Raw genomic sequence first — 16882 nt, 5'->3', positions numbered from 1 at the left:
AAATAGGCACTGTAACGACTAAAAAGCTGCATGCTTGCGTTATCTTATACTGCTCGTGTAGCTCTAGATAAGTATCCTCCACTGTAGATGATAAATGCGACCAGCATTCAATCAAATTTAGGTTTATCTTGCGATATAGCTCGTACATCGCAAGATACGCATACTCCCTTATTATAGGTAAGGCCGTACGTTCTCGAATGTGATATACCTAGAACTAAGCTAAAGCAACTCTGCGAGTTCGGGAGCATGAGGGCTAGCACAAATCTAAAACGTCCCACATATCATATAGCCCTGCTGGTCGTCCAAATAGGAAACGAGCAGCCTGTATCGCGCCCTGCGCGTATGCAAGACGACTACTCGACTTATGCGTAATTTCGATGCGCTCTCCCGTTCCAGCGAACATCACTGTATGATCACCACCGATGTCGCCGCCACGAATAACTGAGAACCCTATCGCTGTCGCATCTCGCTCATCACTCATACCATGACGTCCGTACACAGCACAGGAATCTAAATGACGACCTAATGCTGTCGCGAGCACTTCACCCATTCTTAGGGCCGTACCGGACGGCGCATCAACTTTATTCCGGTGATGCGCTTCAATAATTTCAATATCATAGCCAGTAGAAAAATATTTAGCAGCTACCTGCAGTAGCTTTAACGTCACGTTTACACCTACACTCATATTCGGGGAAAATACAATTCCAAGTATCTGCGCAGCGTTGACTAACTCAGCTTTCTGAGATTCAGTAAAACCTGTCGTACCTATCACCATGCAAGTGCGGTGCTGACGCGCTACTTTCAGATACTCAAGCGTACCTTCGGGCCTTGTGAAATCGATCAGCACGTCTGAATGCGCTAGTACGCGGTGAGCATTGTCAGTGATCTCAAGACCAGTACGGAAACCGGCGAAGGCGCCAGCATCTTGCCCAAGTGAGATAGAACCCGGACGTTCTAGCACGCCCGACAACATAACTTCTGGTGTATTCCACACTGTTTTAATTAACATCTGCCCCATGCGGCCTGATGCCCCTGCGATAGCGATTTTCATATTGATAAGTTCATTTTAAACGCTGGGCTCTCACACCAGCTAGTTAGTTTTATAGAGCTATTATCTGCTACCACCTACGGATTAATTAGCTTTAACTATCAAGGCCTTGACCACCACTTTTTTAAACTTTTACGATTACTATCGATTTCAGCGATAAACTCGCGCTCGGATGGCAAGTCGTTAGCCCCCGTCCAGTCTGCTACGAGATCACCGCCAAAATTTATAACTAGGTCTCTCTTCTGTATAATAGCAGTTCCAGGGCGCTTTATATAAAACACATAGTCCCAGCGGTCTATATGGAACATATCGGTGAGCAGCGGTGTACCGAGGAGACTACGCACCTTATCTCTGGACATACCAACTTGTAAAGTTGATGCAGTTTCAGCTGATACGAAATTGCCCTGTACCACTGTAGTTCGGTATGTAATACTCGGATACGCTATAGATTGGGTAAAGCTATCATATGTCTCGCATCCACTGAGCAGAGTTATGCCAGTAAGAACAAAGATGCGGACTATTACTGAACAGGTAATCGCTCTCATTTGTAATCTAAAGAGAGTGTTAAACTCTTTTTTATCTGCGAAACGTAGCCTAATGCTGTTTTAGTCTATTTTGACCTGAGACACGCCTTTCTTCTTAAACTAGAACACTCTAAAATAGACTACTATTAGAACCTCAAATTGTACCCTATAGATGCCTAGCAATGACTGATCCCGCTGACCTCAAGAATATAGGGCTCAAGGCGACTTTGCCGCGCCTAAAGATTTTAGAGATTTTCCAACACGGTGCCGTGCGCCACTTAACCGCAGAAGATATCTATCGAAACTTACTCAATGCAAATCTAGATATTGGCCTGGCAACTGTTTATCGTGTGTTAACGCAGTTTGAACAAGCCGGCTTGCTTAAACGCAGTAATTTTGAATCTAGCAAAGCAATGTTCGAACTTAATGAGGGAACGCACCACGATCATTTAGTATGTCTGGACTGCGGACGAGTTGAAGAATTCAATGACCCCCAGATTGAATACCGCCAGAAATTAATTGCTAAAGAACGGGGCTTTAAGCTACAAGATCACGCGCTCGCGATGTATGGTTTCTGTACAAAAGAATGTAGAAGCAGCAACCTAAATTTATACGAAGAAAGGCGTATTAAACCAAGCTACTATGCAGCTTTCTTCAGGCGTCCTTATAAGACATAAGGATTTTAAACAACTAAAAAATAATAGCATTAGAATTAACTTTCTCATCCCAATAAAATATTTTTATTATTTTTTAATGGAGAAAAATCGCTTTTAAAAAGAACTAGCTTTTACTTTACTTTAGATGCTTATTATATCTAAAAAATATCTTAGTTGTTTTTTTACAAATTATTAATTGTACAGGTTTTTACTAACTATCCTAACTAAATAAGATACGCACTTTTTTTACTCTTAAGTTAATTAAGAAAGTTCAACAAGTATAAGTAAAACATTAGCTATAATAATTAGCTCCACCAAAAATTACCTGGTATATTTTTAGAGTTTAGAAGATAGATAATACTTATACTTCATTAAAATGACTTCAAGTATATAATATCTAATATAGTAGCTATATTAATAGTTCATTTTTATGATTATCTCTAAAGTCTAACTCTCACAAAAATAGCTTAGACTGTATGATCACTAATTAAAAAAAGAAACGCCACCCATCTTCTGGAAATCCTAGAAGACTTGATAGATGGGATAAAAAATAATAAGGGACTTTCTATGTTATTCCGATTAGTTTTTTAAATTAAGTTTATATGCTAAGTCTAATTTATTAAATTAGACTTAGCTGAGCTGAGTATTAACCGAAATTAGAAACTGGATTCAAATTAAATAACCCTTATTAAGGCTTATTGATGAGTAATATAAGTGAAAATATGAATCTTCGATTTTTTTATGAAGATGTAATCTAATACAACTGTACTGAGTTATATGCCGAAAAATTTGAACTCCTAATATCAGAGATATTATTCACATAAAATTTAAAATGAAAGTTAATTCAAGTAAAAAATATAGATTTATACCCAACTTTTTTATACGTTTCCTATAAAGCTTATAGAAAATAGACTATATTTCGAGGGCGCCGCCGAACAGGCCAACTTTGCCTTATACGAAAATATTGTGTGCACATTACTTCGCATTAGCCAGCGCTACCGTCGTATCAAGCATTCGGTTTGAGAAGCCCCATTCATTGTCGTACCAACTTGATACCTTAACGAGACGGCCTGATACTTTAGTGAGAGTCGCATCAAACGTTGAAGATGCCGAGTTATGATTAAAGTCAATCGATACTAATGGTGCAGCGCTATAAGAAAGAATACCATTTAGCGGCCCTTCCGACGCTGTTTTTAGAATCTTATTTACTTCATACACATTTGTGTCGCGCGAGGCAATAAATGATAGGTCGACGATCGACACGTTGATTGTCGGTACACGTATAGCATAGCCATCTAACTTTCCATTAAGCTCTGGAAGTACTAGACCGATGGATGTTGCTGCGCCGGTTTTCGTTGGAATCATGCTATGGGTAGCCGAGCGCGCACGACGCAGGTCTTTGTGGTATACGTCAGTTAGTACTTGGTCGTTCGTATACGCATGAATCGTCGTCATTAAGCCATTTTCGATTCCAATTGCATCCTGTAGTGGCTTAACTAGCGGCACAATGCAATTTGTCGTGCACGAAGCATTCGAAATAACTGTATCAGTTGCTTTTAATACCTGATGGTTGACACCATAGACGATAGTCGCATCAACATCTTTTCCACCCGGGGCTGAAATGACAACCTTCTTTGCACCACTTTTCAAGTGCGCGCTCGCGCTCTCTTTCGACGTGAATAAACCAGTACATTCTAGTACAACATCTACGGCGAGATTACGCCACGGCAGCTTATCTAAATTGCGGTTCGTAAGCACATGGATTTTATCGCCGTTGACAATCATATAGTCGCCCTCAACAGAGACGCTACCCATAAATTTTCCGTGTGCAGTATCGTACTGGGTTAGATGCACATTAGTTTTAACATCACCAAGATCGTTGATCGCTACGATCTCAATATCATGCTTTTTACCACTCTCGTAGAAGGCTCGTAGCGTATTGCGGCCAATTCGGCCATAACCGTTAATTGCGACACGAATCGTCATATTTATCTCCTTATGAGTGCGTGCGATTTTCAATCGTCACCTTACACTTCCTCAGATTAATTCAATACCGACTTTACAGTGTTGATAATGTTATCGACTGTAAAACCAAAATTCTCAAATAACACACTAGCAGGCGCCGATTCGCCGAACGTATTAATCCCGACAACGCCACCCTCGATTCCTACATATTTATACCAAAACGCTGTAACGCCCGCCTCGATTGCCACCCGAGCCACGCCGCGCGGCAGAACTCGATCTCGCCATTCCGCATCCTGTCGATCAAATACAGTAGCTGATGGCATCGATACAACACGAGTACCGATACCCATTAGCGCAAGCGGCTCAATAGCGTTCATCGCGAGCTCCACCTCAGAACCTGTCGAGATTAGAAGCACTTTTTGAGCCATGATATCGTCATTCCAGTCGTGCAGTACGTATCCGCCACGAGCGATTGCCTCAATCTGCGCATCAGTTCGCGAAAAGAACGCTAGGTTCTGTCGACTAAGAATCAACGATGATGGTCCATGACGCTCAACCGCCTGTGTCCAGGCCACTGCAGTTTCAACCGAGTCAGCTGGACGCCATACCTCCATATTCGGAATCAGACGAAGGCTTGATACATGTTCGATAGATTGGTGTGTTGGACCATCCTCGCCGAGGCCGATCGAATCATGTGTAAATACAAAAATAGAACGAGTCTTCATCAACGAGGCCATCCGCAATGCGTTTCGGCTATAATCTGAGAAAATCAAGAACGTGCTACCAAATGGTAAATAGCCTCCATGCAATGCAATGCCGTTAAGTGCGGCACTCATGCCAAATTCACGCACACCATAGTTAACATGATTTCCCCACTCTATCAGCTTTGAATCGCTTTCATGGCTAGAGCGTACCGCCTTGCTGGTTTTCCAGTAGGTTAAAGTCGAGTCGGAAAGATCGGCTGAACCACCAAGTAGTTCCGGCAGAGTCGCAGCTAGCACCTCGATCACTTGCTGTGATGCTTTACGGGTCGAGATCGCTGCAGCGCGCTCGTTGATGTCGACGATTATCCTCCGTACGGTATTAGTCCAATTCGTAGGTAGATGGCTAGCTATACGGCGTTCAAACTCGGCTGCCTGCTTCGGATACTTTATGCGATATACAGCGAAATTTCTTTTCCACTCTCGTTCAGCTTTAATGCCCGTCTTTTTTGCGTTCCATAGCGTATAAACATCAGGGGGAATCACAAAAGACTCGGCGTCCCAGCCGATTGCTAAGCGTGTTTCAGCAATCTCAGTCGCCCCTAGTGGCGAGCCATGCACGTCGGGGCTACCAGCTTTATTTGGCGCCCCTCTACCGATAATAGTACGGCAGCAAATTAGTGTCGGTTTATTTGATTGCTTTGCAGTGCGGATGACTATATCAATCTTATCTACATCATGGCCATCGACTGCACGGATTACGTTCCATCCATAAGCCTCAAAACGTTTCGGCGTATCGTCAGCGAACCAATGCCTTACATCCCCATCAATCGAAATGCCGTTATCGTCATATAGTACAATTAGCTTTGATAACCCAAGTGTGCCTGCTAGAGAGCAGGCCTCATGCGACACCCCCTCCATTAGACATCCATCTCCAACGAATACGTATGTGTAATGGTCAACAATCTTCGCATCGGGCTGATTAAATTCAGCCGCTAATAGTGCTTCCGCTAGCGCCATACCTACTGCGTTAGCTAATCCCTGACCTAATGGCCCCGTAGTCGTTTCTACACCTGGTGTAATACCAACCTCTGGATGGCCCGGTGTTCTCGAATGCAGTTGTCGGAAACGTTTCAACTCGTTCATTGGCAAATCATAACCGCTTAGGTGTAGCAACGCATATAGCAGCATCGACCCATGCCCATTAGATAGAACGAAGCGATCCCGGTCCGCCCAATGTGGGTTAACGGGATTATGTCGCAAATGACGTTGCCATAGTGCTACAGCGATTTCCGCCATGCCCATAGGCATTCCAGGATGGCCGGAATTTGCCTGCTGAATAGCATCCATAGTTAACGCACGGATTGCGTTAGCCATCATGCTAGTCTGTGTGAATAGCTGGGTTGTCATGTTGGATCTAGACTCAGGAAAAATAACGCTGCGCAGAGCTGAGGGCATGACGTACAAGCATACGCCTGTGAGAGAAGACTCGAAGAGGGCGGCATTTTAACAGACAGACCCACCGAAGCCTATCCACGATATCCATCTGCACAGCTACAGACAACAGCATACTAACGAGATTTTTCAGAAGCAGTACTCTGCGCGCGAATTTATTCTTCAGGGAGACTGAACTGAAAATGCAATGTACTGTAGCACAGTCTCATTAAAAAGCTTAATTCCACAATCTTTTTAGTAACACGCTATTACTTATAGAGTATATAAAGCTTTACTAAATGAGGCATTACAGTTTCTGAGATATATACAAAAGTACTACGATGTAGATGCGTCTAACTTAGATACATCCAATTCTCTGGATTCGACACTCGGTAAGCAGTGAACTTCTTTATCATATTGTAGTAGTGCAAGTATTGCTTGAAGAGCCAAAAACAGATTTATCATAGCGTATAATCAAACCGGAAAAGGGGGTTTGCAACCCACTAAATATAATCACCTTACTATATTTATAAAGATCAGCGTAGGCTCCGCGTGCTATGCAATAAGAAAGCTAGCATAGTAGTCGCTTTCTATGCAAGGCGTACTACTATGCTAGACGAGAGATGAGAGACACTCAGTATGAGTGGCTCATAATCTCTCGCAGACAAGCTAAATTGAATTAGACAAACGAATAAAACACGCGGAAATTAACTTTCCGTTCCCCCCAAAAATTCAGCGGCTTCTTGAAACACGTCAAGCAGAGTTTCCCGCGCTTCTTTGTCGAACTTCTGCGTTTCAGGCAAACCTTCAAGCGCAATTACGAAACCAGGTTGCGCCTCTGACTTATGCATAGTATCTGTCAAACAGTCATACAGCCAATCGTAGTTCTTACCGAACTGCTTTGGGAAAAGAAACGATGTCGAAATTGACTCAAGCACCTCTGCTTTTGTCTGGGAAGCCGCACAATTTGCATACAGAAAATGGTGACCTAGCCGAACCGCTTCGTCGACTAACTCCGGCACACGGAATGCACGAATCGATTGCACGATGTTTGTGTGCACCGTCTTGAAAAGACTCATGTTCCCTCTATTAGACAGCAGCGCACCGACACACCACGGCGCTGCTCACGTTCGACGCTTTTTTAGCGTAGCATGCTGCCAAAACAATCTTCTATTGTTCAGCATAAATATATTTCTTATTACCGCAATCATTCTGAAATCCATTGTAAGAATGCATAGTAGTCACATTACAATAACATTCACTAGTATAAAGCGGCGCCTCTTTCAAAGACGATTGTCTTCCTGGCCCCGATATTTCGTACAGCGTTTCGCCGTGTAAGCTAGCGCAATAGCGCTAACAAATTAGATATCACGCGACTCGAAATTACAAAATACTATTAGTCTAAAGTCAGTAAGAAATCTGATAGAGATAGGTATCGCACCCACGCTATGGAAATTAAGCCCGGTATCGGATAGTAAACATAGTCGCCTAAGTGTGTCGTAATAGTGCTGTTTGTTAATTCTGTATCCTATTTCAAGGGGCAAACCTGTGCATAGCCATTAATCATAAAATATTATTTTTAATTACCTTGATTATTAACGATGTTAGACAATTGCAAGGTTATTTTCTATAGATTAGCTTACATTCTAAATTTTTACCTCACAATATGCGGATGCTAAAGATCAAACATATAAAAGTACACCTTGTTTTTGATATCACGAGCAGAAATTCGAGTTAGAGCGGTAGAGAATTTTTGCTCCATATACAATTATAGTAGCGCTTCTGATTGTCACATGATTACCTCCTAGCTTCAGGCTAATACACTCCATTTACCAATAATATTCTGTTACTCATCAGACGTGATGCATACACCTCTATGTATCACGCGCTGTACTGCGGTGGGAGAGCCGTTGTTTAACAGCCATGGTTTACTGCTCTCTACTAAACTGTTGCATGACCGCAGCCGCATCGGCGACTAATAACGCTGTCATGTTAACAATACGGCGCACAGTCGCGGACTCGGTTAGTATATGCACTGGTTTTGCTGAACCTAGTAGAATCGGCCCGATCGCAATATTATTCCCTGCCGCGGTTTTAAGTAAATTGTATGAAATATTGGCTGCATCGATATTAGGTAGAACTAATAAATTTGCTTCACCATCAAACATTTTTTCTGGTAGAACGCCTCTGTTTTGGTTCGCATTGAGAGCAATATCTCCATGCATTTCACCGTCGATCTGAAGTTTTGGTGCATATTTTTGTAGTAACGCGAGCGTGTTACGCATCTTCTGAGCACTTGGGGCGTTACTCGAACCAAAATTAGAATGGGATAACAAAGCAATCTTCGGTTCGATACCAAAACGACGCACCTCGTCCGCGGCCATTAACGTGATTTCAGCTAGTTCCTCTGAAGTTGGATCAACGTTCACATGCGTGTCAACTAAGAATATCTGTCTATTCGGCAATACCAGGCAATTCATTGCCGCGTAGACTGAGCATCCGGCTCGCTTTCCAATAACCTGATCTATAAAATGCAAGTGTCGGTGCGTGGTTGAGATTGTTCCACAGATCATACCATCAGCCTCGCCTTTGAGCACCAGCATCGAGCCGATTAGCGTAGTACGCCGCCGCATTTCGACTTTCGCTAGCTGCTGCGTAATGCCCTTGCGCGCCATTATCTTAAAGTACGTCTGCCAGAAATCTCGATAGCGCTCATCGTGATCAGTATTAACAATCGTGAAATCTTCTCCAACAGTAAGACGCAGCCCATAGCGTGCGATACGCTGCTCGATTATAGCTGGTCGTCCGATTAAGATAGGTTTAGCTAGCCGCTCGTCGACCACAATTTGCACCGCCCTTAGAATACGCTCCTCTTCGCCCTCAGCGAATACGACACACTTCTTATTTGCTTGAGTTCCGCGTGCAATGTGGAAAACTGGCTTCATTGCTGTGCCGCTGTGATATACAAATTTCTGAAGATTTTGCTTATAAGCCTCTATATCTTCGATTGGCTGCGTAGCGACGTGGCAATCCATTGCAGCCTGCGCTACCGCCGATGCAACTTTTACAATCAGTCGCGGATCGAACGGTTTTGGAATTAGGTAGTTAGGACCGAACGTCACATCTTGTACTCCATACGCTGTCGCTACGATGTCGCTTTGCTCTTGGCGCGTTAGTTCAGCAATTGCGTTAACCGCAGCTATTTCCATCTCCTTAGTTATTGTAGTCGCACCAGAATCCAGCGCGCCGCGAAAAATAAAAGGAAAACATAGAACATTATTGACCTGGTTTGGATAATCAGCTCGTCCAGTTGCCAAAATTGCGTCTGGACGTACTTGCAGCGCAACCTCTGGTAAGATTTCAGGCGTCGGATTAGCTAGAGCTAGGATTAGTGGCCGAGCGGCCATCCGCTTAACCATATCTGGCTTTAGCACGTCGGCAGCAGACAAACCAAGAAACACGTCAGCACCACCAATTACATCAGATAACGTGCGCGCATCAGTAACCTGCTCGAATAGTGCTTTATCTGAATCCATAAGCTCTGTGCGGCCTTTATAGACAACCCCAGCTAGATCTGTAACAAATATATTTTCACGTTTTAGCCCTATATCTAGCAGTAGGTTCAAGCATGCTAGCGCCGCAGCACCAGCTCCGGAAACAACAAATTTCACCTCACTGAGCAATTTTCCGACAACCTTCAAGCCGTTATTCACGGCTGCAGCTACTACAATCGCGGTGCCATGCTGGTCATCATGGAATACTGGTATCTTCATTCTCTTGCGGCACTCACGCTCGACCATAAAGCAATCAGGTGCCTTAATGTCTTCTAGATTAATGCCCCCGAATGTCGGCTCTAATGAAGCGATTACCTCGATCAGCTTTTGCGGGTCCTTCTCGTTGAGTTCAATATCAAATACATCAATGCCTGCAAACTTCTTGAAGAGAACAGCTTTTCCTTCCATGACCGGCTTAGCTGCAAGTGGTCCGATATCGCCTAGACCGAGAACAGCCGTACCATTCGACACTACGCCCACTAAATTACTACGCGCAGTGAAGCGAGCCGCGTTGAGAGGGTTGGAGACGATTTCTTCACACGCAGCTGCAACGCCGGGCGAATAGGCCAGAGCAAGATCACGCTGATTAATAATCTGTTTAGTCGGCGCGATGGCGACTTTTCCTGGCATTGGGAATTCGTGATAATCAAGCGCAGCTTTGCGCAGCTTAAACTTACTGTTAGTTGATGTCGACATAATAGCCTGTCAGTGCGGATTAAAATGCATGTTTTAGCCGCATTGTAACGTCACTAGCTAACTCTAAACGGGTACTTTCTGCTTATCGCTACGGTAATGGTACTATGCAGCCACAGCGCGCACAACGTAGTGCGTATCTTATTATGCAAGCTTTGTCTCGCATCATGCTGACATTCTTATCCGAATTTAGCCTTATTGACCGCTATTCTTCTCAGCGTAGACAACCACATCATAGTGCAATTTTAGGAATTGGTGATGATTGTGCTCTGCTTGCTGCACGTCCAGGGCACGAATTAGCAGTATCTACTGATATGCTCCTCGAAGGATGCCACTTTTTCGCTGACGTGCCGCCAGTTACACTAGGGCACAAAGCATTAGCGGTTAACTTGTCAGATCTAGCAGCAATGGGCGCCGAACCACGAGCATTCACACTAGCGCTAGCCCTACCGGATACAGGTACTTCACGCCAGGACTGGCTCGACGCATTTTCGCACGGATTGTTCTCGCTAGCGGATCGTTATAGCTGCGAGTTGGTGGGCGGGGATACTACTGCGGGACCACTGAATATTTGCATCACTGTATTTGGGGATGTGCCCTGTGGCCAAGCACTGCGACGCGATGGCGCCCAGCCTGGCGATGATATCTGGGTGTCTGGCGCGTTAGGGGATGCACGTCTAGCACTGGGTGCGTTGCGGAATGAATGGCCTCTCACCATAGATCAGTTACCTGCGTTACGTCATGCCTTACAAATGCCCGAGCCGCGCATCGCGCTTGGCATCGCGCTAAGAGGTATTGCACATGCAGCGCTCGACTTATCTGATGGTTTGGCTGGAGATTTATCGCATATTCTTAGACGTTCTAACGTAACGGCACACGTCGACGTCGATGCACTGCCACGTTCAGCTGCTCTACGCGAACAACCTCTGTCAATTCAATACCGGTGCGCAATTGAAGGCGGCGACGATTACGAGTTGTGTTTCACCGCGCCGTCTAGCCAGCGTGACACGCTACTTGCACTTATCCCCCGTATTGGTATATCACTTACACGAATAGGTACAATAGACACCCTTTCTGATCTAGATAAAGGAAATACCAGCGTGACTAACCTATACAAAGCGCATTGGTATGATAGTTCCGGCTCTCCGATTGATACAACCTGGCGCAGTTTTGACCATTTCTATGAAAAATGACCCCTCCCACTCTGATTCGCATCAAATGCATATCGCACTGGTAACTAAGCCAGGATTCGATTCAAAACTACACTCGAGCGCCGTTATACGCTCCATGCTATTTCATCCTCTACACTTGTTATCACTTGGCGGGGGCAGTGGTTTGTCACCAGTGATACCGGGCACAGTTGGGACCCTGTTCGGATGGTTGTTGTTTCTAGTATTGAATCCCCACCTAAGCGTTATGCAGTGGTGGATACTCATTGCCATCAGCTTTGTCTCTGGGTGCGGCTTTACCGGCTTTACGGCCCAACACATGGGAGCAAAAGATCCGGGTGCGGTAGTTTGGGACGAAATCGTTGCAATTTGGCTAGTCATGCTCTTTATCATGCCGGCGAGCTTTACTTGTCAGTTTTGTGCATTTATGACATTTCGCTTCTTCGATATAGTAAAACCGCCACCGATCTGCTATCTTAACAGCAAGTTATCAGGCAGTTTTGGCATCATGTTTGATGATATTATCGCGGCATTTTTCACATTGATTGTCATCACGCTTCTACACTTTCTCTAACTTTAGTAAACCCTCTTTTAACAGACCAAATAATACTATTCACTATTTAAGTGACGTGTAGGTAATAGTCATTATGTACCGAACATAGTCGTCAATTCATAACTGATAGCATCTAATTATCTCATCACAAGAATACTGGGCAAGTTGTCAGCCTAGTTAGCGGTAAGCGTTGATAGCGTCGCGTGTATCACGTGCAGAGTCGGCCGCCGAAAATGCAAAATCTTCACCACTACTTGCATATAGAATCGCGCGAGATGAATTAATGATCATACCGGTACCATTGACTGTACGACCTGCATGAACTGTTTTCTTAATATCACCGCCTTGCACGCCAATTCCTGGGATCAGGAATGGCATTGTAGTGACTAGCCGACGTACGGCATAAATTTCATCTGCGAAAGTCGCACCCACCACGAGCCCGAGCTGCCCGCTAGTATTCCATTTCTCGGCAGCAAGCACCGCGATATGCTGATAGAGTGGTCGCCCTTTAATACTAAGAAATTGCAAATCCGAACCACCCTGATTCGACGTCCGGCATAGCACAATCACACCCTTATCCTGATAAGCGAGATACGGTTGAATTGAGTCGAACCCTAGATAGGGATTAACCGTTACTGCATCCGCACGATAGCGCTCAAATACTTCGCGTGCATACTGCTCGGCAGTACTACCGATATCGCCACGCTTAGCATCGAGCACTACTGGTATCCCTGGATGAGACAAATGAACGTGATCGATCAGTGCTTCAAGTTGCTCTTCCGCTCTATATGCGGAAAAATAGGCGATTTGTGGCTTAAATGAGCTAGCATAGGGCGCAGTAGCGTCGACGATATCGCGGCAGAATGTGAATATAGCATCACTACGACCAGCTAGATGTCGTGGAAAGCGCGATGGTTCAGGGTCGAGCCCAACGCATAGCAATGATTGTTTACGCCGCCAAGAATTCTCTAGGAGAGAAATAAAAGACATGATTAGATCTTAAAAGGCGTTGAGAGCATGTAGAAGATTTATTTATATAGAAAGTTCCCCGAGATCTTCTTGCCTAGTTTTTATTTCTAGAACTACTGCGTTCGGTACTCATCGTTCTCTCTTTTTTTACGCAGCAATAGTTTTATAGCGAACTAATACTCCTAGTAATAAAACGTAATCTAATCACGGGTCCCCACTAAACTGGACAGTATCCATTATGCCCGACTACACGCTCTATTTTTGTCTGTTATCACTTGTTTTAGCATCAATATATTGACACAGATATCGTGTAAATTTAGTTCCTCGTGAGGGGTGTATAGTATAACTATCTATATATAAACGTTATTGCTTTACTCAACTGCAGATAACTCAAGCGTCAATAAATAGCGAACTCTTGATTTTGATGAATATAGCGTTTATTAAGAATCGCAGACAGAAAAATATTGCTAACCCCTAAGTAGTTATTAAGTCGATAGTAGAAATTAGACCATAACTATTATTTCTAGGGGAATGTGTATTCGAGGATAGCTCGTTTAAAGTTTTGCGTAATTCTTTTGTGGGGGGTGCTTGCTTAAAAAGCTTAGTCCCTATCGATTAAAAAGAGTAGCTCTGAGTACTAATTAAGATAGTACAGTAGATTTATAGAAGCCATATGTGTGTACAGTACTGCATAAGAATTCAGAAGCTGAGTCGAAGATAGACTCTTTCTTTAAAAAAGCGATGCAGTGAGTTAATGTCTAATATTCGAGCTACCTCCTAAGCTATTAGTGTAAAGAATTCGGTCAGGTCACTAGTACGCGTACTCATCCTGCCTGACTATTGCTAGAGTGCAAACCAGCGTTCAAGGAGAAAGAATCTCGATAGGGGCATATTTCAAGACCAAGTATGTATGAATTTCAGTGACTTGATGTGCTCAACCAGGTTTAGTCGCGCCAGGGAGGTAGACGCGGAAAGAGTCTCCCCCTATTATTTATATATCATTCCTACTCTAGCTTCTATGTCCGTTTCGCTATGTATATCCAGCTTGTCATCCGCATTTTTATGTGTCTCGGCACCGGATGTTACTTGCGGAACATCTAGAACTTTGATGAACCGGCATAACGCCTCCACACGCAATTCATCTATCGACATAACCTCGATTAATACACGCACTCCTCGCGCATGCACGCCTAATCCTGGCACGTATAATAGTAGTGGTACTTCCTCAAGTCGTACGACATTGTCCTTGACAATAGTGGCCGTCACCTGGTTACGCTGTTCTTGTTTTAACCAGCGAAGGCACCAGAAATGTTCCATACACTTCTGATGGTCTGAATAGGCTGTATAAGTCTCGTTAAAATTCTGCACTATGGCGTATAGCTCTGCATCTTTTGGCTTGAAAGGTGCAGCTAGCTTCGCTGTGATACCGTGTCGGACACACGCTAATAGTTGCCACTGATTAACTAAGTCGACATATCGGCGCAGCGGTGATGTACTCCACGCATACTGCACAACGCCAAGTCCTTCGTGTGGCGCTGGTGTAGTCTGCATTCTTGTTCGATGCGGGCCGAATGCACGCTGTGCACGATAGATACCTGGAACGCCATGCTCATGCAGGAACGCCCCCCAGCGGCTATTAGCTAAAATTGCAAGCTCCGAGACGATTAGGTCTAGCGGGGAACCGCGCCGACGAGGCGTAATTCTAACATGCTCATCATGTATATAGAAGTTGTAGTCAAGGTTGCCTGTCATCTCGCGCCTGAGACCGTAGCCGATACGGGCTTGCTGACGTCGCTCGTAAAGCGACCTAGCGAAAGGCCAGAGCACCGCGATCTCATTCTTATGTGGATAGTCCCCGGTACCTGACTGAAGCCTCTGCTCAGTAATAATTTCGTCTAACACGTTATGCCGAAGATTACTAAGAACATATACTTGCTCGACAACTGTCTCAGACATTATGATGTCCTGTGTAGAGGTATCAATAATTAGGTATAGTGACACTACTGGACGAAATCCACCTTCCTTTAATGTAAACACGCCGACAAAATTATCTGGCAACATTGTAATTTTATTTCCAGGCATGTAGACGGTTGACAGGCGAGAGCGCGCAATCATATCAACAGCGTCGCCGCTCTCTATCCCTAGCGCAGGTGCCGCGATATGAATACCAATTCTAGCGCGTTCATTTGATAGACGTTGCACTGAAAAAGCGTCGTCTATCTCGGTAGTAGTCACGTCGTCGATGGAAAACGCCTGCACACCGATCGCTTCACTTAGGCCCTCCAGCAATAGATCAGAATTCAACTCAGGAAAATCAGTACCATGTGGGAAGTACTCGTATAAAAATCGCGCTTCATGAAATGCACGTGCCGATGAGATTCCGCCGACGTCCAGCATTAACTGTGCTGCTGACTTACCTAGTGCGAGAGCGGCGGCTTCTAATACCTTGTATTCTACAGAATTCTTATCTGCACGCGTGAGCAAACTAAGCACTTTCCCATTAAAAGCGGCAGGTAATCTACCAGCTTTAAGCTCATCTACGTACTGATGCTGGATCAGTGCCTGATGTCGCCGACGCTCAAGTGCTTTTATCGCCATTTTCAACTGCTCTTCGGGCGCACGCTGGTACTGTCCTCGTCCTTTTCGTCGGAAATAGACCGGTGCGCTGTGTATGCAAAGTACTAGTGCGCTTTGTTGCACAGGATCTGGTGCACCACCGAAATATTCATGGGCTAGGTCAATAAAGCAGAACTTGTCTATCGGGGAGATTTCCCACAAGAAATCTAGGTCGATTTCTTTTGATGCTACATCAGCCTGCTGCATTAGGTCAGAGGCGCTCGGGCTATGAAACCTAATAAGCACGTCCTTACTACGAGCCTTGGCGCGACGGCCGGTTGGTAACTCGACTAGAAAGGTGTCACCCTGCTGATTCAATACCATGCCAACCTTCAGACCACCAGATTCCTCAAAAAAAACATTCACTCAGTACTCTCAAAACAAAAAATCTGCATGCGCTACCATGGGGCCTAGCTCTAGGCCTCGATGGGTTAGCGGCCAATAGTCGGATACCACAAATACAAGCACGTTATTCAAGTGCATCCTAAAATTACTGATTAGATAGTCGATAGAAATTAAATTTTTAGTAAGTACTAATTTATTAATACCGTACGAGTCGAGCTGATCGCATTGATTTAGAATGCACTACTCTTGCAGAAATGATGCAGTTTAAAAACGATCGAGTTGCCTTCGTTATGCCGCAATGCCTATTTCTGTTTACCTAGATATGCCTATAGATAACAATACGCTATCAAATATAGATTGAGCAACATTATCAGATAAAGATGTTTCTAGGCTGGTACAGGCAATGCAAACTCAATTTATCTAGTCGTCAATTAGCGCAATCGACATACAGTGATCCACTATATGCGCCTATTAAAGCTATGTGCAAATTACTCGATTTAGTTAATCATCTCGCATATAGTCAGCCCGAACTCAAATACTCAAGCGTGTATATTATCTCCAAGCCGGAGCAAGTCTTTATTCGAAGACACATCACAGCCAAGCACTAAATTAGTACTCACTAAAACTTAAAACTACGCCTGTATCAAACTGAATT

Annotated in this window: 10 protein-coding genes and 1 pseudogene; 3 read left to right on the top strand and 8 right to left on the bottom strand. The window is 44.3% G+C overall.

Annotated elements, in window-relative coordinates:
- Positions 1–253 precede the first annotated feature (253 nt).
- Positions 254–1051, bottom strand: coding sequence for a 4-hydroxy-tetrahydrodipicolinate reductase (gene dapB / locus K0T93_RS00690; protein ID WP_225721500.1), 798 nt, complete (start codon positions 1049–1051; stop codon positions 254–256).
- A gap of 98 nt (positions 1052–1149) precedes the next feature.
- Entirely contained in the window at positions 1150–1593 is a 444-nt protein-coding gene (locus K0T93_RS00685) for an outer membrane protein assembly factor BamE (RefSeq protein WP_445082794.1), read from the bottom strand.
- A 161-nt stretch (positions 1594–1754) separates the two neighbouring features.
- Here K0T93_RS00685 and fur point away from each other — a divergent pair, with 161 nt between their 5' ends.
- The gene (gene fur, locus K0T93_RS00680; protein ID WP_225721499.1) at positions 1755–2249 is read left to right on the top strand and encodes a ferric iron uptake transcriptional regulator; all 495 of its coding nucleotides are present in this window, start codon (positions 1755–1757) and stop codon (positions 2247–2249) included.
- Between the two features lie 954 nt (positions 2250–3203).
- Here the strand turns inward: fur and gap are convergent.
- From gap to K0T93_RS00660, 4 genes and pseudogenes are all read right to left on the bottom strand, one after another.
- Positions 3204–4214 (bottom strand): type I glyceraldehyde-3-phosphate dehydrogenase, encoded by a 1011-nt coding sequence (gap, locus tag K0T93_RS00675; protein ID WP_225721498.1) that lies wholly within the window; start codon positions 4212–4214, stop codon positions 3204–3206.
- A 56-nt stretch (positions 4215–4270) separates the two neighbouring features.
- Positions 4271–6304 (bottom strand): transketolase, encoded by a 2034-nt coding sequence (tkt, locus tag K0T93_RS00670; RefSeq protein WP_225721497.1) that lies wholly within the window; start codon positions 6302–6304, stop codon positions 4271–4273.
- A gap of 703 nt (positions 6305–7007) precedes the next feature.
- Positions 7008–7422: pseudogene (locus K0T93_RS00665) on the bottom strand (barstar family protein); the annotation flags it as partial.
- An 834-nt stretch (positions 7423–8256) separates the two neighbouring features.
- Positions 8257–10578, bottom strand: coding sequence for an NADP-dependent malic enzyme (locus K0T93_RS00660; RefSeq protein ID WP_225721496.1), 2322 nt, complete (start codon positions 10576–10578; stop codon positions 8257–8259).
- Positions 10579–10721: 143 nt separating this feature from the next.
- On the opposite strand from K0T93_RS00660, the gene thiL reads away from it, so the two are divergent.
- Positions 10722–11768: a thiamine-phosphate kinase gene (gene thiL / locus K0T93_RS00655; protein WP_445082793.1), complete on the top strand. Its 1047-nt coding sequence runs from the start codon at positions 10722–10724 to the stop codon at positions 11766–11768.
- 25 nt (positions 11769–11793) lie between these two features.
- Positions 11794–12318 carry a phosphatidylglycerophosphatase A family protein gene (locus tag K0T93_RS00650; RefSeq protein WP_445082800.1) on the top strand — a complete coding sequence of 175 codons (525 nt, stop codon included), beginning with the start codon at positions 11794–11796 and terminating at the stop codon, positions 12316–12318.
- Between the two features lie 156 nt (positions 12319–12474).
- Here the strand turns inward: K0T93_RS00650 and pyrF are convergent, their stop codons facing one another.
- Together pyrF and K0T93_RS00640 are read right to left on the bottom strand one after the other, a co-directional pair.
- Positions 12475–13287 carry an orotidine-5'-phosphate decarboxylase gene (gene pyrF / locus K0T93_RS00645; RefSeq protein ID WP_445082792.1) on the bottom strand — a complete coding sequence of 271 codons (813 nt, stop codon included), beginning with the start codon at positions 13285–13287 and terminating at the stop codon, positions 12475–12477.
- A 966-nt stretch (positions 13288–14253) separates the two neighbouring features.
- Positions 14254–16248, bottom strand: a complete 1995-nt coding sequence (locus tag K0T93_RS00640) for a ribonuclease catalytic domain-containing protein (protein WP_225721494.1) — start codon at positions 16246–16248, stop codon at positions 14254–14256.
- Between the last annotated feature and the right edge of the window lie 634 nt (positions 16249–16882).

The organism is Candidatus Vallotiella sp. (ex Adelges kitamiensis), assembly GCF_020342435.1.
In the GTDB taxonomy this organism is placed as follows: Bacteria; Pseudomonadota; Gammaproteobacteria; order Burkholderiales; family Burkholderiaceae; genus Mycetohabitans.
Note: the sequence above shows the minus strand (reverse complement) of the source record. Positions and strands in the feature narration are given on the sequence as shown.

Excerpts from the sequence above, each read along its gene's own strand:
- dapB (WP_225721500.1), bottom strand. The coding sequence starts at position 1,051 with ATGAAAATCGCTATCGCAGGGGCATCAGGCCGCATGGGGCAGATGTTA.
- K0T93_RS00685 (WP_445082794.1), bottom strand. The coding sequence starts at position 1,593 with ATGAGAGCGATTACCTGTTCAGTAATAGTCCGCATCTTTGTTCTTACT.
- fur (WP_225721499.1), top strand. The coding sequence starts at position 1,755 with ATGACTGATCCCGCTGACCTCAAGAATATAGGGCTCAAGGCGACTTTG.
- gap (WP_225721498.1), bottom strand. The coding sequence starts at position 4,214 with ATGACGATTCGTGTCGCAATTAACGGTTATGGCCGAATTGGCCGCAAT.
- tkt (WP_225721497.1), bottom strand. The coding sequence starts at position 6,304 with ATGACAACCCAGCTATTCACACAGACTAGCATGATGGCTAACGCAATC.
- K0T93_RS00660 (WP_225721496.1), bottom strand. The coding sequence starts at position 10,578 with ATGTCGACATCAACTAACAGTAAGTTTAAGCTGCGCAAAGCTGCGCTT.
- thiL (WP_445082793.1), top strand. The coding sequence starts at position 10,722 with ATGCAAGCTTTGTCTCGCATCATGCTGACATTCTTATCCGAATTTAGC.
- K0T93_RS00650 (WP_445082800.1), top strand. The coding sequence starts at position 11,794 with ATGCATATCGCACTGGTAACTAAGCCAGGATTCGATTCAAAACTACAC.
- pyrF (WP_445082792.1), bottom strand. The coding sequence starts at position 13,287 with ATGTCTTTTATTTCTCTCCTAGAGAATTCTTGGCGGCGTAAACAATCA.